The sequence below is a fragment of the Pseudonocardia kunmingensis genome (assembly GCF_006716445.1).
Taxonomy (GTDB): Bacteria; Actinomycetota; Actinomycetes; order Mycobacteriales; family Pseudonocardiaceae; genus Pseudonocardia; species Pseudonocardia kunmingensis.
The window spans coordinates 49,733-66,531 of sequence record NZ_VFPA01000002.1 but is presented as its reverse complement, the minus strand read 5'-3'; the positions used below and the strand labels follow the sequence as shown (position 1 = coordinate 66,531).

The 16,799-nt window shown below is 73.0% G+C and carries 17 protein-coding genes; 6 read left to right on the top strand and 11 right to left on the bottom strand.

From position 1 onward, the window contains the following. Window positions 1-70 precede the first annotated feature (70 nt). Window positions 71-1,387, bottom strand: coding sequence for an MFS transporter (locus FB558_RS16140; protein WP_142054378.1), 1,317 nt, complete (start codon window positions 1,385-1,387; stop codon window positions 71-73). Window positions 1,388-1,511: 124 nt separating this feature from the next. Between FB558_RS16140 and FB558_RS16135 the strand changes: the two genes are divergently transcribed. Both FB558_RS16135 and FB558_RS16130 read left to right on the top strand, forming a co-directional pair. Continuing rightward, complete coding sequence (locus tag FB558_RS16135) at window positions 1,512-2,426, top strand: proteasome assembly chaperone family protein (protein WP_142054377.1); 915 nt, start codon at window positions 1,512-1,514, stop codon at window positions 2,424-2,426. A gap of 289 nt (window positions 2,427-2,715) precedes the next feature. Continuing rightward, a complete protein-coding gene (locus tag FB558_RS16130; RefSeq protein WP_425468027.1) occupies window positions 2,716-4,476 on the top strand; it encodes a BCCT family transporter in 1,761 nt (586 codons plus the stop codon). An 83-nt stretch (window positions 4,477-4,559) separates the two neighbouring features. Here FB558_RS16130 and FB558_RS16125 read toward each other — a convergent pair whose 3' ends face one another. Beyond that, a complete protein-coding gene (locus FB558_RS16125; RefSeq protein WP_142054374.1) occupies window positions 4,560-4,877 on the bottom strand; it encodes a putative quinol monooxygenase in 318 nt (105 codons plus the stop codon). 30 nt (window positions 4,878-4,907) lie between these two features. Next, entirely contained in the window at window positions 4,908-5,921 is a 1,014-nt protein-coding gene (locus FB558_RS16120; protein ID WP_142054373.1) for a LacI family DNA-binding transcriptional regulator, read from the bottom strand. Between the two features lie 91 nt (window positions 5,922-6,012). Between FB558_RS16120 and FB558_RS16115 the strand changes: the two genes are divergently transcribed. The 3 genes from FB558_RS16115 (at window position 6,013) to FB558_RS16105 (ending at window position 8,832) form a co-directional block, all read left to right on the top strand. Continuing rightward, entirely contained in the window at window positions 6,013-7,356 is a 1,344-nt protein-coding gene (locus FB558_RS16115) for an NAD(P)H-dependent oxidoreductase (protein WP_142054371.1), read from the top strand. A 67-nt stretch (window positions 7,357-7,423) separates the two neighbouring features. After that, window positions 7,424-8,140, top strand: coding sequence for an HAD family hydrolase (locus FB558_RS16110; protein ID WP_142054369.1), 717 nt, complete (start codon window positions 7,424-7,426; stop codon window positions 8,138-8,140). Between the two features lie 38 nt (window positions 8,141-8,178). Further along, the gene (locus FB558_RS16105) at window positions 8,179-8,832 is read left to right on the top strand and encodes a proteophosphoglycan 5 (protein ID WP_142054367.1); all 654 of its coding nucleotides are present in this window, start codon (window positions 8,179-8,181) and stop codon (window positions 8,830-8,832) included. On the opposite strand, the gene FB558_RS16100 is transcribed toward FB558_RS16105, so the two are convergent. Continuing rightward, entirely contained in the window at window positions 8,808-9,116 is a 309-nt protein-coding gene (locus FB558_RS16100) for a hypothetical protein (RefSeq protein ID WP_142054365.1), read from the bottom strand. The genes FB558_RS16105 and FB558_RS16100 overlap by 25 nt on opposite strands. A 179-nt stretch (window positions 9,117-9,295) precedes the next feature. Between FB558_RS16100 and FB558_RS16095 the strand changes: the two genes are divergently transcribed. Further along, entirely contained in the window at window positions 9,296-9,898 is a 603-nt protein-coding gene (locus tag FB558_RS16095) for a class I SAM-dependent methyltransferase (RefSeq protein WP_246106546.1), read from the top strand. A gap of 207 nt (window positions 9,899-10,105) precedes the next feature. Here FB558_RS16095 and FB558_RS16090 read toward each other — a convergent pair whose 3' ends face one another. Genes FB558_RS16090 through FB558_RS16060 form a run of 7 tightly spaced genes read right to left on the bottom strand, consistent with a single transcriptional unit; the run spans window position 10,106 to window position 16,789 of the window. Further along, window positions 10,106-11,011 (bottom strand): sugar phosphate isomerase/epimerase family protein, encoded by a 906-nt coding sequence (locus tag FB558_RS16090; protein WP_142054363.1) that lies wholly within the window; start codon window positions 11,009-11,011, stop codon window positions 10,106-10,108. Next, window positions 11,008-12,177 (bottom strand): dihydrodipicolinate synthase family protein, encoded by a 1,170-nt coding sequence (locus tag FB558_RS16085; RefSeq protein WP_142054362.1) that lies wholly within the window; start codon window positions 12,175-12,177, stop codon window positions 11,008-11,010. Before FB558_RS16085 ends, FB558_RS16090 begins: the two co-directional genes overlap by 4 nt. Window positions 12,178-12,217: 40 nt before the next feature. Then, window positions 12,218-13,354 carry a Gfo/Idh/MocA family protein gene (locus FB558_RS16080; RefSeq protein ID WP_246106545.1) on the bottom strand — a complete coding sequence of 379 codons (1,137 nt, stop codon included), beginning with the start codon at window positions 13,352-13,354 and terminating at the stop codon, window positions 12,218-12,220. Window positions 13,355-13,359: 5 nt separating this feature from the next. Then, window positions 13,360-14,112 (bottom strand): ABC transporter ATP-binding protein, encoded by a 753-nt coding sequence (locus FB558_RS16075; protein ID WP_246106544.1) that lies wholly within the window; start codon window positions 14,110-14,112, stop codon window positions 13,360-13,362. Further along, window positions 14,105-14,854, bottom strand: coding sequence for an ABC transporter ATP-binding protein (locus FB558_RS16070; RefSeq protein ID WP_142054360.1), 750 nt, complete (start codon window positions 14,852-14,854; stop codon window positions 14,105-14,107). Before FB558_RS16070 ends, FB558_RS16075 begins: the two co-directional genes overlap by 8 nt. After that, window positions 14,851-15,921, bottom strand: a complete 1,071-nt coding sequence (locus tag FB558_RS16065) for a branched-chain amino acid ABC transporter permease (RefSeq protein WP_142054358.1) — start codon at window positions 15,919-15,921, stop codon at window positions 14,851-14,853. Before FB558_RS16065 ends, FB558_RS16070 begins: the two co-directional genes overlap by 4 nt. Beyond that, window positions 15,905-16,789 (bottom strand): branched-chain amino acid ABC transporter permease, encoded by an 885-nt coding sequence (locus tag FB558_RS16060; protein WP_142054357.1) that lies wholly within the window; start codon window positions 16,787-16,789, stop codon window positions 15,905-15,907. The genes FB558_RS16065 and FB558_RS16060 overlap by 17 nt, the downstream gene beginning before the upstream one ends. Between the last annotated feature and the right edge of the window lie 10 nt (window positions 16,790-16,799).

The window sequence follows — 16,799 nt, the reverse complement described above, 5'->3', positions numbered from 1 at the left end:
ATAATCATTGCCACTTACGGGTGACGGGCTCGACCCCGATCATGACGGGACGTGGCGGCGGGGAGGCGGGTCAGCGCACGCGGCTCGAGGCGCGGGCCCCGCGGCGCGCCGCCAGCACCGCGCGCAGCGACGGCACCACGACCCCCTCCGCAGCCATCTTGCGGCGGGCCCGCCTGCGGGCGACCAGGACGCCGACCAGCGCCGGAACCCAGATGGCGTACTGCACCACCCAGGCGATGCGGAACGCCTCCGGCGTGTAACCGTCCGGGCCCGCGGTCGCTCCGAGCAGCACGCCGACGGCGAGGGAGACGACCAGCGAGGCCAGGAACCCGGCGACGTTGACGATGCCGACGGCGGTGCCCTGGCGGTGCCCCGGGTTGAACGTCCGCGCGTAGTCGAACCCGACCATCGACGCCGGTCCCCCGAGCGCCAGCACGACCACGAGCAGCGCCAGCAGCCAGCGCGGCGCGGGCGGCGGGACGAGGAGCACGGCCGTCCACACCGCGGCCGTCGCGGCGATCACGGCGAGCACGAGCCACGAGCGGCGCAGCGGGTGCCGCGCGGTGAACTCCCCGAACAGGGGCCCGGCGACCAGCCCGGCCACGACCAGCAGCGTGAGCATCGCGCTCGCCGCGCCCGTCGACATCCCCTGCCCGGCCACCAGGTACGGCACCCCCCACAGCAGCGCGAACACCATGCCGGAGAACTGGGTGCCCATGTGCGACCAGAAGCCCAGCCGGGTGCCCGGCTCCCGCCACGACGAGACCACGCCGTCGAGCACCTCGCGCGGGCTCGGGGCCTGCGGCGGGGCGGGTGCGCCCGGCGGCCGGTTGCGCACGACGGCCAGCGCCGCGAGCCCGACGGCCACGCCGAGCGCGGCGGCGGACACGAACGCCGGGGTCCAGCCCGGACCGTGCAGGAGCGCGGCGAGCGGGACGGCCGAGAGCACCTGCCCCAGCTGACCGATGAGCCCGGTCAGCTGGGTCATCAGCGGCACGCGCCGCACCGGGAACCAGCTCGTGACGACCGAGAGGACGCTGATGAACGTCAGCGCGTCGCCGATGCCCACCAGCACCCGCGCCAACACCGCCGTGGCGATGCCGCCTGCCAGGGCGAGCAGGAGCTGGCCCGCGGCCATCGTGAGCGCGCCTGCGACGATCAGCCGCCGGGCGCCGAAGCGGTCGAGCAGCGCGCCGACCGGGATCTGCAGGCTCGCGTACACCAGGAGCTGCAGCACCACGAACCCGGCGAGCGCCGCGGGCGCCGCGTCGAACCGCGCCGCCGCGTCCAGGCCCGCCACGCCGAAGGAGGTGCGGTGCATGACGCCCACCAGGTAGGCGGCCAGACCGACGGACCAGACGACCCAGAGGCGGTGCTGCAGCTTCATCTCGGCCCCATGGTGCGCCTCCGGGCGCGGGAACGGGATGCTGTGCGGGCAGACTCACGTTGCAGGTGTGGAGACGTGCGACGGGCGGGGCCCTCGGGGCCCCGTCGAGAGGCGGAGGTGTGCCGTGCTGGACCCGGAACAGCTGTACGAGGTGGCGCCCGACGCGCCGCAGCTGGACGAGCCCGTCCTGCTCGTGGCGTTGGACGGGTTCGTCGACGCGGGTGCCGCCGCCCGGCTGGCGGTGGAGGCGCTGCACGAGGGCCGGGAGCCGCGGCTGGTGGCGCGCTTCGACGTCGACCAGCTCGTCGACTACCGGTCGCGCCGCCCCCCGCTGCGCTTCGAGACCGACCGCTGGGCCGACTACACGCGTCCCGAGCTGGACGTCGTCGCGCTCACCGACACCGGCGACACCGAGTACCTGCTGCTGGCGGGGCCCGAGCCGGACATGCAGTGGGAGCGGTTCAGCGCCGCCGTGGAACAGGTCGTGCGGCGGTTCGGCGTCCGGCTGGTGATCAACCTCACCGCGATCCCGATGGCCGTGCCGCACACCCGTCCGATCGGCGTCACGGTGCACGGCACGCGCCCGGAGCTCACCGAGGGCCACGAGGCGTGGTTCGCCACGGCCGAGGTGCCGGGCAGCGCCGTCGCGCTGATGGAGTTCCGGTTCGGCGAGGCCGGGCTCGACGCGATGGGCTTCGCCGTGCACGTGCCGCACTACCTCGCACGGGCCGAGTACCCGCAGGCCGCGCGCGTGCTGCTGGACCACGTCGGCCTCGCCGCCGGGCTCTACCTGCCCACCGAGACGGTCTCCGCCGCTGCGGAGAAGACCGAGGCGGAGATCGCCGAGCAGGTGGCGGGGTCCGACGAGGTGCGCCAGGTGGTCGAGGCGCTGGAGCGGCAGTACGACATGGTCGCCTCCGGGCGCGGCGAGCGCTCCAGCATGGGGCTGTCGGGCGAGCTGCCGAGCGCCGACGAGCTCGCCGCGGAGGTGGAGCGCTTCCTCGCGGGCCAGGACGACGACGAGAACGGCCCCGGCTGAGCCTGTCGACAACCCCTGCGGTGACGCTCCCCCATCGCGAGTTCCCCCCGGCTTCCGCGGCTACCGCGGCGGGCAGCCGGTGCTGGGCGGCGCGCGCCACGGCTTGAACGAGCCGGGCGGTCGCCGCGATCATGTGCGCCGACATCACCGCAGATCCGGGCGACGTGTAACGAGCAGGTCGCCGTCGGGCCCTCCGAGTTGACGCCGTCGCTCGGTGTGAGGAGGGTGTCGGCAGCCAGGAGTCACGGAAGGGGGAAGGCTCTGGTGCACGCACCAGGGCCCAGACGGGATGACGGTTCACGAAACGCCCGAGAGCGCCGAGTCCGCGCCGCCGATGGAACCGGGTTCGCTCGTTCTGGACGCCGAGGCCAAGAAGCCGATCGATCGGTGGATCTTCGGCATCGCGGCGGTCCTCGTCGTCGCGTTCATCGCCTGGGGCGTGATCTCCACCGAGACGCTGAGCGCGGTGTCCACGGCTGTTCTCGGCGGGGTGATGAACGCGGGCGGGTGGGCGTTCGTCCTCATCGCCAGCGGGTTCGTCGTGTTCGCGCTGTGGCTCGCGTTCAGCCGCTACGGCAAGATCCCGCTCGGCGCCGATGACGAGGGACCGGAGTTCCGCACGGTCTCGTGGATCGCGATGATGTTCAGCGCGGGCATGGGCATCGGTCTCATGTTCTACGGCGTCAGCGAGCCGCTCAGCCACTTCACGAGCCCACCGCCGGGCACCGTCGAGGCCGGTTCCCCCGCAGCGCTCGACGTCGCGATGGCCACCACCCTGTTCCACTGGACCCTGCACCCGTGGGCGATCTACGCGGTGGTGGGTCTCGCCATCGCCTACAGCACCTTCCGCCGGGGCCGCAGCCAGCTCGTGAGCTCGGCGTTCGCGCCCCTGCTCGGTGAGCGCCGCACGCAAGGCGCGTTCGGCAAGTTCGTCGACATCCTGGCGATCTTCGCCACCCTGTTCGGCTCGGCAGCGTCGCTCGGGCTCGGCACATTGCAGATCGGCGCAGGTCTCGAGGCCAACGGCCTGCCGCCGGCCGAAACTCCCCTGCTGCTCGGCATCATCGCCCTGCTCACGATCGCGTTCGTCGCATCAGCTGTGTCCGGCGTCGCCAAGGGCATCCAGTGGCTGTCGAACATCAACATGGTGCTGGCCGGGGTGTTGGCCCTCTTCGTGTTCGTCGCCGGGCCCACCATCCTCATCCTCAACCTCGTTCCGACCGCCATCGGCGACTACCTCGGCGACATGGCCCAGATGGCCGCGCGCACGGCGGCCACCGGCGGTGACGCCACCGCCGAGTGGCTGTCCAGCTGGACGGTCTTCTACTGGGCCTGGTGGATCTCCTGGACGCCGTTCGTCGGCATGTTCATCGCCCGGATCAGCCGCGGGCGGTCCATCAAGCAGTTCGTCGTCGGCGTGCTGCTCATCCCGAGCGCGGTGAGCCTGCTCTGGTTCGCGATCTTCGGTGGCGCGGCCATCCAGGCGCAGCGCGACGGCAACGACCTCGCGTCCGCCGGCCTGGAGGGCCAGCTGTTCGGCCTCCTCCACTCGCTGCCGCTCGGCGGGCTGATGAGCATCATCGCCATGGCGCTCGTCGCGATCTTCTTCGTCTCCGGTGCCGACGCGGCGTCGGTGGTCACCGGCACGTTGTCGCAGCGCGGCACGATCGAGCCCGCCCGTGGGGTTGTGATCTTCTGGGGCGTCGTGATGGGCGCCATCGCAGGCATCATGTTGGCGGTCGGGGCTGGTCAGGACGACGCCCTCACCGGCATCCGCGACATCACCATCATCTCGGCGGCGCCGTTCGCGCTGGTGATGGTCGTGCTGTGCATCGCACTGGCGAAGGACCTGAACAACGACCCGCTGATGCGCCGCGACCGGCGCTCGGCCGCAGCCGTCGAGCAGGCGGTCGAGTTCGGCACCGAGAAGTACGGCGACGAGTTCGTCGTGGCCGTCAAGCCGCACCCGGACGCGGGTAAGGACACTGCGGACGAGAACAGCGCGAGCGGGAACGGCGCGGCGCCCGCAAAGGACGACCGCACGAGCTGAGCGGGGCCCACCTCGTCCACGGCCTCCGGCTCACGCGCCTCGTGGTGCGTGAGCCGGAGGCCGTTCTCGCTGGGGGAACCGGCTCAGAGGCGCCCCTTCACCGGGTCACCACCGGGCGCCGGGGTCATCCGCACGACGGCCGGCGGCTTCTCGAGCAGCCCGGAGATCGCCCGGCCCAGCCGCGCGACCGGCTCACCGCTCCCGTGGGCGTCGAGCAGCTCGACCGACTCCCACTTCTCGATCAGGACAAGGGCGCCGTCGGCGGCGTCGTGCAGGGCGTACAGCTCGCACCCCGCTTCGGCGTGGACGTCGGCGAGGGCTCCGAGGATCGCGGCTCGGGCCTCCTCCTGACGTCCCTGCTGCGGGACGAAGACCGCGGTGACGACGACCGGTTGGGGCATGGGGGCTCCTGGGAGTTCGGGGACGGGTGATCAGATCCTGGCAGTGCTGGACCGTTCGAGGAACTCGGCGACGACGCGGATGCGCCGCGGTGCCGGGGGCAGCTTCTGCCGCATCCGCGCGTGCGCCAGCTCGACCGAGTGCAGGGCGAGCATGTCGATCGGCTGGCGGACCGCGGTGAGCGGCGGCCGGATCAGCTCGGTCCAGGGGTTGTCGTCGAAGACCACCACCGACAGGTCGTCCGGGATCGCGATGCGGGCCTGGGCGAGCATCCGCAGCACGACCCGCACCTGCGCGGTGTTGGCGACGACGAGACCGGTCGGCGGATCGTCGAGCGCGAGCATCTGGGCCACGACCTCGGCTCCGAGGTCGCCGCGGAACGGGGCGGGGCGCACCAGCCCGTCGTCGCGCGCGATGCCCCGCTCGCGCAGGGCCTGCTCGTAGCCCTGCACCCGCTCGATGCCCGTGCTCGTGTCGAGGGGGCCGGACACGATCCCGACGCGCGTGTGGCCGCGGTCGAGCAGGTGCCGGGTGGCGGTGACGGCGGACCCGACGTTCTCGATGCTCACCACGTCCACCTGCGCGAGCTCGCCGAGGGCGCGGTCGACGAAGACGACCGGGATGTCGAGGGCCGCGAGCTTCTCCCAACGCTCCACGTTGTGCCCGGTGGGTGTGCCGATCATGGCGCCGACGGAGCGGTCGAGGAGCGTGTCGAGGGCCTGCGCCTCCAGGTGCGGGTCCTCCTGCGTGGTCATGAGCAGGATCTGCAGGTCGCGCGAGCGCGCCTCGGCGACGACGCGGTCGGCGAGGCGCGCGAAGAACGGGTTGGTCAGGTCGGCGAGCAGCAGGCCGATCGTGTCGCTGCGGCCATGGCTGAGCTCGCGCGCCGCGGCGCGCGGACGGTAGGCGAGGGTGTCGATGGCCTCGAGCACCTGGGCGCGCTTCGCCGGGGCGACCGGGCCCGTGCCGTTGAGCACGCGCGACACCACCGAGACGGAGACCCCCGCGTGGGCGGCGACGTCGCGGATGGTGGCCGCCTTCTTCATCCCGCTCCCTCCGCGCTGGACCGTTGACCCTGGCGAAACGTGCGTGGTACACAACTGGAACCGGTACCACTCTAGCAGTCCAGGAGCCCCCGTGAATTTGCACGACCTGCTGCAGGCCCGTGAGCGCGACGGCGCCCCGATCCGGGTGGGCCTCATCGGCGCCGGCCGGTTCGGCACGATGTTCCTCGCCCAGGCGCGCACGACACCGGGGATCCACGTCGCGGCGATCGCCGACATCAACCTCGACCGGGCGCACCAGGCGCTGAAGCTCGTCGACTGGCCCGAGGACGCCGTCACCGACGACCTCGCCACCGCGCTCGCCGACGGCACCACCGCGGTGCTCCCGGACGCGTCCGCGCTGTTCACCGACCGCGTCGACGTCGTGGTGGAGGCCACCGGGAACCCGATCGTCGCCACGTCGCACGTCCTCGCCGCCTTCGACGCCGGCCAGCACGTGATCATGGTGACCGTCGAGGCGGACGCGGTGGTCGGGCCCGCGCTCGCCCGCCGCGCGGCCGACCGCGGGCTCGTGTACTCGATGGCCTACGGCGACCAGCCCGCGCTGATCATGGAGCTGGTCGACTGGGCGCGCACCTCGGGCTTCCCCGTGGTGTGCGCGGGCAAGGGGACCAAGTACCTCGAGCACTACCACGAGATGAACCCCGACAACGTGTGGGAGCACTGGGAGTTCTCGAAGGAGCTCACCGACTCGGGGCAGCTGAACCCCTACATGCACACGGCGTTCCGGGACGGCACGAAGGCGGCCATCGAGATGGCCGCGGTGGCCAACGCCGCCGGCCTGGTGCCCTCGGACGAGGGCCTGACCTTCACCCCCGGCGACGTCGAGCAGATCGCGACGATCTGCCGGCCCCGCGAGGTCGGCGGCGTCCTGGCGCACGAGGGATCGGTCGACGTCATGTCGAGCGTCACCCGCGACGGCACCCCGATCCCGCACAACACGCAGGAAGGCGTCTTCGTCGTCGTGAAGGCGCCCAACGACTACGTCGCGGGGTGCTTCTCCGAGTACGCCTGGCACGCCGACCCGACGTCGCGGTACGCCGCGCTCTTCCGCCCCTACCACTACATCGGCCTCGAGCTCGGCGTCTCGATCGCCAACGCCGTCCTGCGCGGCATCGCCACCGGTGCGCCCAAGGGGTTCTCCGCCGACGTCGTGGCGACGGCCAAGAAGGACCTCGTCGCCGGTGACGTGCTCGACGGCGAGGGCGGCTACACCGTCTGGGGGAAGCTGATCTCGGCGCGGGCGTCCGTCGCGCGGCGCGCGCTCCCGATCGCGCTCGCCCACCACGTCGAGCTGCGGCGCGACGTCGCCAAGGGCGCGGTCGTCACCTGGGACGACGTGCAGCTGGACGAGGCCGCGTTCGGCCGGGTGCTCGAGCTGCGGCGCGAGACGGAGCGGCTCCTCGAGCAGCCGTGACGGCGCTCGCTCCTCGGCGCGGCGGCCCGGGTGCACCGGCCCGCCGCATGAACGGGAGCATGGCGCCATGGCGATCAAGGGCGTGCTCTTCGACTTCTCCGGGACCCTCTTCCGCATCGAGAACACGCACCAATGGCTCTCCGCGGTGCTCGAGGAGACCGGGACGGTCCTCCCGCCGGCCGAGGTCACCCGGCTCGCGCAGGAGCTGGAGCGGGCAGGCGCCCTGCCCGGCGGTACGGCCCCACGGGTCGTGCCCGCGCCGCTGGTCGAGCTCTGGGCCACCCGTGACGAGAGCGCGGAGCGCCACCGCGGCGCCTACACCGGGCTGGCCCGGCAGGTCGCGCTCCCGGAGCCGCGCCTGTACGACGCGCTGTACGAGCGCCACATGTCGCCCGCGGCGTGGCGGCCCTATCCCGATGCGGCCGACGTGCTGCGGGTGCTGCAGCGCCGCGGCGTCCGCGTGGGCGTGATCAGCAACATCGGGTGGGACCTGCGGCCCGTCGTGCGGGGCCACGGGCTCGACCCCCTCGTGGACGCGTACGTCCTGTCCTACGAGCACGGCATCCAGAAGCCGGACCCCGCCCTGTTCCGGATCGCCTGCGACGCGATCGGGACCGACCCGCACGACGTCCTGATGGTGGGCGACGACCGCACCGCCGACGCAGGCGCCGCCGCGATCGGCTGCGCGGTCCGGTTCGTGGAGCACCTGCCCGTCGACCACCGCCCCGACGGTCTGCGCCCGCTGCTCGCCCTGCTCGACGGGCCCGGCGCGCCGTCGTCGTAGCGCCCTTGGGAGCATGGCGCCGATCCGAGGGGGACGCCATGGAGCTCGTCGCACTGGACTTGCCGCAGCCGGGCCGGATGCGCGGCCGGTGGGCCGCGTTCGCGGCGGTGTGCGCGGCCCGCGGCTGGGGCGACGGCTGCCACGCCGACGGGTCCGTGTGGCACTTCGACGACGGCGGCGGCAACTGGGCCGACCTGCACCACCTCGGCGACGGCCGGGCCGTGCTCGTCGGGCACGACCACGAGTACTCCGACACGTACTGGGCCACGGCGGCGGAGTACTTCCAGGAGCCGGAGACCGACCTGCTCGCCGGCGCCCCGTCCTGGTGGGAGCCACCGGCCCGCGCGGCGCTGGACCGCGGGCTGTGGGTCGGTTTCGTCTACGGCTTCTCCGGCGGCACCTGGTGGCGCGCCGCCTACGAGCCCGACGACGGGTTCGCCTCCGTCGGCCTGCCCGCCACCGACGACGACCGGTGCCGCGAGCTCGTGCGCGAGTTCGTGCAGGACGCGCCGGGCCTGGCCGGCGCGGCACCGGACGCGCGCGCCGTCGACGCGCTGATCGCCGCGGACGCCGCCGTCGACGAGGCGCACGTGGTGGCGGTGATCGGGCCGACCGGGTGGGACGCGGCGGCGGGGGCAGCCGCCGCCCGCGAGTTCCTGCGAGCGGATCAGACGGGCACGCCGTCGTCGTAGCGCACGAGGCGCGGCGTGCTCGTCAGCTCGTCCACCAGGCCGCAGAGGCCCTTGTCCATGCGCTCCTGGACGCGTTCGAGGCCGTCCAGCTCGCGGGCGAGGTCGACGGCGCGGTCGGCGGTACCGGCGCCGTCGAGGGCCTCGTCCAGCTCCGCGCGCACGCGCTCGACCCGCACCCGGCAGCGGTCGGAGGCCTGGACGTGGGCGAGCAGCCGGGCGCGCTGGTCGGCGTCGATGTTGTCCGGCACGGTCGCCACGAGTTGCTGCAGTCGGTGCGGATGCACGGCGGTCCCCCTCACGTGACGGGCATCACCGCCGACGTTACGGGCGAACCCTCGGGCGGGGGAAGGCCCGGGTTCTTCGGGATCCCCGCCTGACGAACGGCACTTTCGTCGGCTAGGTGCCGACGAAAGTGCCGTTCGTCGCATGGTTTCGCGCGTCGGGGGCCCAGTAGGCTGCCCCCGTGACGGCGTGGGTGGACACCGGCCGGTTCGTCCGCGAGTTCGTGCGCGACCCCCTGCACACCGCGTCCGTGGCGCCCAGCTCCCCCGCCCTCGCCGCGGCGATGGTGCGGCCGCTGCCCGCCGGCGCGGCGCCGGTCGTGGTGGAGCTCGGCCCGGGCACGGGCGCGTTCACCCGCGCCATCCAGGAGCACACCGGCGGCCGGGCGCGGCACGTCGCCGTCGAGCTGAACGCCCGCTGGGCCGACCTGCTGGCCGAGCGGCACCCCGAGGTCGACGTCGTGCGGGCCGACGCCCGCGAGCTGCCGCGCCTGCTGGCCGACCACGGCATCCCGGCCGCGGACGCCGTGGTCAGCGGCCTGCCGTGGGTGGCATACTCCCCCGGCCCGGACGGCCGCGGGCTGCACACCGTGATCACGCAGGTGCTCGCGCCCGACGGCGTGTTCACGCAGTTCGGCTACACCTGGACGCGCTGGGCCCCGCCGGCGCGGCGCCAGCTGGCCGACCTGCGCGCCCACTTCGCCGAGGTGACGACCAGCCGCACGGTGTGGCGCAACCTGCCGCCCGCGATCGTCCACGAGGCCCGCGGCCCGCACCGGCCCTGACCCCGCCCACCGCATGTCCGTACGCGCAACTCGCCCGGCCCGAACGGGAGACTCGCCCGGGCTGAACGGGAGACTCGCGCTGGGTTCGGCGAGTCTCCCCTCTCGACAGCGCGAGTCTCCCCTCTCGACAGCGCGAGTCTCCCCTCTCGACAGCGCGAGTCTCCCGTTTCGGCGGCGTGAGTTGCGCGTTCGGGCCGGCGCCGTGGGTCAGAGGTGGGGCTGCACCAGCTCCACGTAGCGGCGGGCCATCGTCGCGACGACCTGCTCCCCCGGCGCCGCCCAGACGTCGGCGTGGAAGATCTCCACCTCGACGTCGCCGGTGTAGCCGGTGGCGGCGACGGCGCGGGTGAAGGCCGGGAAGTCGACGTGGCCGTCGCCCATCATGCCGCGGGCGAGCAGGGAGTCGGCCGGGAGCGGCGTGATCCAGTCGCACACCTGGTAGGAGACGATCCGCTCGCCCGCCCGGTCGATCTGGGCGTGCACGCCCGGCTCCCACCACAGGTGGAAGGTGTCCACGACGACGCCGACCTCGTGCGGGGCGAAGTCCTCGGCGATGTCGAGGGCCTGCGCGAGCGTGGACACGACGCCGCGGTCGGCGGCGTATATCGGGTTCATCGGCTCGATGCCCAGCGTGACGCCGCGCTCGACGGCGGCCGGCACGAGCGCGGCGATCGCCTCGGCGGCCCGGGTGCGGGCGCCGTCGAGGTCCTTGTCCCCCGCGGGCAGCCCGCCCGGGACGAGCACGAGCGCCCGCGAGCCGAGCCCGGCGGCCTCGTCGAGGGCGCGCAGGTTGTCCTCGTGCGCCCGCGCCCGCTCGGCGGGGTCGGAGGCGGTGAAGAAGCCGCCCCGGCACAGCGACGAGACGCGCAGACCGGCGTCGTCCACCATCTGTCGCGCCGTGGCCACGCCGACCTCGGCCACCGGCTCGCGCCACAGCCCGATCGCAGGCAGTCCCGCGGCGACGGCGCCGTCGACCGCCTCCCGCAGGTTCCAGTTCGCGGTGGTGCGCTGGTTGAGCGAGAGCCGGGCGAGCCGGGGATCACCCGGCGCGGGCGTCGCCACCCGCGCCGGGGAGCCACTGGGCACGTCGAGCGCGAGGTCCGCGACGGTCATCGCACGGCTCCGGCCACGGTGAGCAGGCCGCGCAGCTTCGCGGCGGCCGCCCCCGGGTCCGGCAGCAGGCGCGCCTCGTTGGCCAGCGCGAACACCTCGGACAGGTGCACCACCGACCGCGCCGACTGCAGCCCGCCGACCATCGTGAAGCCGGGCTGGCGCCCGGCCAGCCAGGACAGGAAGGCGATACCGGTCTTGTAGTAGAACGTCGGGGCGGCGAACACCTTCCGCGACAGCTCCAGCGTCGGCGCGAACTCGGCGTCGTAGCGATCGAGGTCGTCGTCGTCGAGGGCGGCGAGCGCGGCGGAGGCCGCCGGGGCGATCGCGGCGAACGCGCCGAGCAGCGCGTCGGAGTGGTGCGTGCCGTCGCCGCGGATCAGCTCCGGGTAGTGGAAGTCGTCGCCGGTGTAGAGCCGAACTCCCTCGGGCAGCTCGGCGCGCAGCCCGACCTCGTGCTCGGCCGAGAGGAGCGAGACCTTGACGCCGTCGACCTTCGCGGCGTGCGCCTCGACGAGCGACACGAACGTGGCCGTGGCGTCCGCGACGTCCGCCGAGCCCCAGTAGCCCGCGAGCTGCGGGTCGAACGCCTCCCCGAGCCAGTGCAGGATCACCGGCTCGCGCACCTGGCGCAGCAGCGCCTCGTAGACGCGCAGGTAGTCGTCGGGCCCGGCGGCGACGGCGGCGAGCTGCCGCGACGCCATGAGGATCACCTGGGCGCCGGTGCCCTCGACGAACTCGACCTGCTCGGAGTAGGCGGCGAGCACGTCGTCGACCGACGTCAGGTCGGTGCGGTGGTCGGTCCCCGCTCCGGCGGCGATCCGGGCACCGTGCTCGCGGGCCTGGTCGGCGCTGCGGCGCACCAGCTCCTGCACGGCCGGCCAGTCCAGCCCCATGTTGCGCTGCGCGGTGTCCATGGCCTCGGCGACGCCCAGGCCGTAGGAGAACAGGTGGCGGCGGAACGCCAGCGTCGAGTCCCAGTCGACCGCCGCAGGCGCGCCGGGCACGTTCTCGCCCCACGGGTCGGCGACGACGTGGGCGGCGGCGAACGCGACGCGGGTGCGGTAGGCCTGCGGGTGCGGCGTCCACTCCCGCGGGGCGTTCAGCGCGATGGTGCGCCAGCCGCCCCCGGCGGCGGGGACCTCGAGGGACGTGTCGACGGCGGTCATCGCGGACTCCTCACGGCGACCAACGGGGCCGGGGCGACGATCACGCCGCACCGCCCGGCAGCTCCACACGGATGCCCTCGGCGTTCGACCTCAGCGCCGCGTCCACCAGCTGCAGGCCCCGCACGCCGCTGGCGAAGTCGTAGGGGTGCGGCCGTCCGGCGTCGACGTCGAGCAGGAACTGCTCCCACTGGGCGCGGAACCCGTTGCCGAACTCCTGGTTGTCCGGCACCTGCTCCCACTGCCCGCGGAAGTCCTGGTCGGTGGGCAGGTCCGGGTTCCAGACGGGCATGGGCGTGCACACCCGCGGCTGGACGCGGCAGCCGAAGAGGCCCGCGACGGCCGAGCCGTGCGTGCCGTCCACCTGGAACTCCACGAGCTCCTTGCGGTCCACCCGCACGGCCCAGGACGAGTTGATCTGCGCGATGACGCCGTCGGCCAGCTCGAAGATGCCGTAGGCGGCGTCGTCGGCGGTGGCCTCGTAGGGCTCGCCCTTCTCGTCCCACCGCTGCGGGATGTGGGTGACGGCCTTGGTCATCACGCTGCGCACCCCGCCGAACAGGTGCTCGAGCACGTAGTTCCAGTGGCAGTACATGTCCAGGACGATGCCGCCGCCGTCCTCGGCCCGGTAGTTCCAGCTGGGGCGCTGGGCGGGCAGCATGTCGCCCTCGAAGACCCAGTAGCCGAACTCGCCGCGCACCGACAGGATCCGCCCGAAGAACCCGGAGTCGATCAGCCGCTTCAGCTTGACCAGCCCCGGCAGGTAGATCTTGTCGTGCACGACGCCGTTGATGATCCCGGCCGCGCGCGCGGCGTCGACCAGCTCCTGGCCCTCGGCCACCGACTCCGCGGTCGGCTTCTCGGTGTAGACGTGCTTGCCGGCGGCGATCGCCGCCAGGATCGTCTTCTTGCGCTCGCTCGTGACGAGCGAGTCGAAGTAGACGGGCGCGTCCTCGTCGGCCAGCGCGGTGTCGAGGTCGGTGTGCACGGTCTCGATGTCGTGCTTGCGGGCGATCTCCGTGAGCTTCTCCCGGTTGCGCCCGACGATCACCGGCTCGACCTGCAGCCGGGTGCCGTCGGGACGCAGGACACCGCCGTCGTCGCGGATCGCGAGGATGGACCGCACGAGGTGCTGGCGGTAGCCCATCCTCCCGGTCACGCCGTTCATGACGATGCGCATGCGAACTACCTGCTTTCCGAAGGGGTGGTCACGGACGGGCGCCCGCCGAGGTACAGCTCGCCGAGCTGCGGGTCGGCCAGGAGCTCCGGGGCGGGGCCGCTGATGTGCACGCGGCCGAGGTCGAGGACGCAGCCGAGGTCGGCGGTCTCCAGGGCGCGGCGGGCGTTCTGCTCGACGAGCAGGATCGCGAGGCCCGCCTCCCGCATGGCGACGACCTGCTCGAACACGACGGCGGTGGCCTTGGGGTCCAGCCCCATCGACGGCTCGTCGAGCAGCAGGACCTTGGGGTCGACCATCAGCGAGCGGGCGAACTCCACCTGCTTCTGCTGGCCGCCGGACAGCAGCCCGGCCAGGGACCGCCAGCGCTCGCGCACGACCGGGAACAGGTCCTGCACGAACGCGACGCGCTCGGCCACGCGGGCCTTGTCGGTCATCGTGTACGCGCCGAGCGTGACGTTCTCGGCCACGGTCATCTCCGGGAACACGCTGTGGCCCTGCAGCACGTGCGCGAGGCCTGCGCCGAGCAGGCGCTGCGACGACCAGCCCGTCACGTCCTGCCCGTCGACGTGGACGGTGCCCGAGCGCGGCGCGAGGATCCCGCTCGCGACCTTGAGGACGGTGGACTTGCCGGCGCCGTTCGGGCCGACCAGGCAGACGACCGAGCCGGCCGGGACGGTGACCGAGAGGCCGCGCAGCACCATGGCGGCGCGCCCGTAGCCGGCCTGGATGTCCCGGAGCTCGAGAAGGGGATCAGACACCGAGGTACGCCTCCAGCACGGCCGGGTCGGTCCGGACGGTGTCCGGCGGGCCCTCCGCGATCGGCCGCCCGCGGTCGAACACGACCACGTGGTCGGACAGGCTCATGACCAGCTCCATGTTGTGCTCGACGACGATGAAGGTGCGGCCCTCGGCGTTGAGCTCGCGCACGAGCGTGGCGATCCGGTCGATCAACGCGGGGTTCACCCCGCCCGCCGGCTCGTCCAGCATGATCGTTTCGGGCTCGGCCATCAGCACGCCGGCGAGCTCGAGCAGCTTCTGCTGCCCGTAGGACAGGTCGCGGGCCTCGACGTCCTCCAGGTGGTCGATGCCCACGCGGCGCAGCCACCCGCGGGCCCGCTCGACCTCGGCCGGGTCGTGCGCCGAGCGCAGCAGGCTCGCGAGCCCGCGCGGCCGGACCGCGGCGAGCACGTTCTCCCGCACCGTCATGCGCGGGAAGATCCGGCACAGCTGGAAGCTGCGCCCGATGCCCGCCGCCGCGATGCGGTGCGGGGCCCGGCCGGTGACGTCGTGACCCCGGTAGCGCACGGTGCCGGAGTCGGGGCGGATCATCCCGGTGACGCAGTTGAAGAACGTCGTCTTGCCCGAGCCGTTCGGCCCGATCACCGCGTTGATCTTCCCGTGCCGGAACTCGACGCTCGCGTGGTCGACGGCGCACACGCCCCCGAACGTCTTGGTCAGCTCGACGGTCGTCAGACCCTGCTCGGTCGCTGTGGTGGTCATCGCCGCACCTCCGCGCGGTCCTTCGGGGCCGGGGCGGGCTCGGCGTCGCCCCGGTCCCGTTCGAGCAGCTCGGCCGCCGTCATCTCGCGGATCGAGCCCTGCTGCGGCCGGAACCGGGTGAACAGCCCGGCGACCGCGGGGATCACGCCGTCGGGCATGAACAGCACGACCACGGCCAGCAGCAGCCCGGTGGCGATCAGGTGGAACTGGGTGTCGCCGTAGGAGACCTTGAAGTACTCGATCGCGATGCCGACGACGAACGCGCCCAGCACCGGCCCGAACAGGTTGCGGACGCCGCCCAGCAGCGCCATCAGCACCATGTAGGAGCCGATCAGGATGGAGAACTGGAAGATCGGGTCGAGGTCGCCGAACCAGAGCGCGTACATGCCGCCGCCGAGCGCGGTGAACGTGGCGGAGACGACGAAGGCCACCAGCTTGTAGGCGAACGTCGGCACGCCGAGCGACTGCGCCTTGTCCTCGTCCTCGCGGATGGCCTTGAGGCCCAGCCCGAAGCGGGAGCGGTCGATCGTCCACCAGGCCAGCAGCGCGACGGCCAGCAGCACGGCGAACAGGTAGAAGAACACCACGTGGTGCTCGGGGCGCAGCAGGTCCGGGAACGGCCGGGGCACCACGAGCCCGTCCGACCCGCCGGTGAACGACCGCCAGCTCTGGAACACCAGCAGCAGCACCAGCACCAGCGCGATCGACACGATCACGAACGACGCGCCGCGCACCCGCAGCGCCGCGATGCCGATCGGCACGGCGAGCACGGCCACGATGACGGCGGCGAGGCCGAGCGCGAGGAAGCTGGGCACGCCGGCCCGTGCGATCAGCAGGCCGGTGCCGTAGGCGCCAAGGCCGAACCAGGCCGCGTGGCCCAGCGACATGTAGCCGGTGAAGCCGCCGACGAAGTTCCACGACGTCGAGAGCACCGCGTAGGACAGCACCACCACGCCGGCGGAGGTGATGTAGGGGTTCGGGCTCCAGAGCGGGAACGACAGCAGGGCGACGGCGCCGATGAGGAGCGCAGCGAGCCTGGGAGCGCGCCCGTCAAAAACGTTGCGCAAGGCGACCTCCGAAGAACCCCTGCGGGCGCACCAGCAGGGTGGCGAACAGCGCGAGGTAGAACACGGTCTGCGCCCAGGTCGTGCCCAGTGGCAGCTGCAGCAGGCTCTGCACGACGCCGAGCACCATGGCGGCGATGGCCGCGCCCGGGATGCTGCCCAGCCCACCGACCACGATGATCGCCATCAGCGGGCCGATCCAGTGCCAGTGCAGCGACGGGTAGATCGTCGAGTCCAGCGACAGCGCCGTGCCGCCGATCGCGGCGGTGGCCAGCCCCAGCCCGAAGCCGTAGCCGGCCACGCGGTCGGTGTCGATCCCGATCAGCCGGGCCGCCTGCGGGTGCTGGATCGTGGCGCGCAGCGCCTGGCCGAACCGGCTGCGCGTGAGCAGCAGGTACAGCGCGAGCAGCGACACCGCCGCCAGCCCGAACGCGATCAGCTTGACGACCGCGACCTGCGCCCCGAACACTTCGATGCTCGCCGCGCTGTAGGACAGCTGCACGCGGCGCTGGGTGCCCGAGTAGAGGAACCCGAGCAGCCCCTCGATCACCAGGGCCACCGCGAACGTCAGCAGGACCGACATCATCGTGAGCGACGCCGGGCGCAGCCGGGAGATCAGGAGTCGCTGGAACCCGACGCCGAGGGCGAAGAACAGCGGCACGGTGACCACCAGCGACAGCAGCGGGTCGACCCCGAAGCGGTTGTTGACGTCCCAGGCGAGGTAGGCGGCGAGCACGAGGAACGCGGCGTGGGCGATCATGACCACCCGCATCACGCCGAAGTACAGCGTGAGCCCGGCGGCGAGCAGCGCGTACAGCCCGCCCAGCAGCACGCCGAGCACGAGGCTCTGGAAGAGCAGGGATCCGGTCATCGGGTCACCA

What these genes read in the sequence shown, in the direction of transcription:
- FB558_RS16140 (WP_142054378.1), bottom strand. Translation starts at nt 1,387, where the DNA reads ATGAAGCTGCAGCACCGCCTCTGGGTCGTCTGGTCCGTCGGTCTGGCC.
- FB558_RS16130 (WP_425468027.1), top strand. Translation starts at nt 2,716, where the DNA reads ATGACGGTTCACGAAACGCCCGAGAGCGCCGAGTCCGCGCCGCCGATG.
- FB558_RS16105 (WP_142054367.1), top strand. Translation starts at nt 8,179, where the DNA reads ATGGAGCTCGTCGCACTGGACTTGCCGCAGCCGGGCCGGATGCGCGGC.
- FB558_RS16060 (WP_142054357.1), bottom strand. Translation starts at nt 16,789, where the DNA reads ATGACCGGATCCCTGCTCTTCCAGAGCCTCGTGCTCGGCGTGCTGCTG.
- FB558_RS16070 (WP_142054360.1), bottom strand. Translation starts at nt 14,854, where the DNA reads ATGACCACCACAGCGACCGAGCAGGGTCTGACGACCGTCGAGCTGACC.
- FB558_RS16085 (WP_142054362.1), bottom strand. Translation starts at nt 12,177, where the DNA reads ATGACCGCCGTCGACACGTCCCTCGAGGTCCCCGCCGCCGGGGGCGGC.
- FB558_RS16110 (WP_142054369.1), top strand. Translation starts at nt 7,424, where the DNA reads ATGGCGATCAAGGGCGTGCTCTTCGACTTCTCCGGGACCCTCTTCCGC.
- FB558_RS16120 (WP_142054373.1), bottom strand. Translation starts at nt 5,921, where the DNA reads ATGAAGAAGGCGGCCACCATCCGCGACGTCGCCGCCCACGCGGGGGTC.
- FB558_RS16125 (WP_142054374.1), bottom strand. Translation starts at nt 4,877, where the DNA reads ATGCCCCAACCGGTCGTCGTCACCGCGGTCTTCGTCCCGCAGCAGGGA.
- FB558_RS16080 (WP_246106545.1), bottom strand. Translation starts at nt 13,354, where the DNA reads ATGCGCATCGTCATGAACGGCGTGACCGGGAGGATGGGCTACCGCCAG.
- FB558_RS16090 (WP_142054363.1), bottom strand. Translation starts at nt 11,011, where the DNA reads ATGACCGTCGCGGACCTCGCGCTCGACGTGCCCAGTGGCTCCCCGGCG.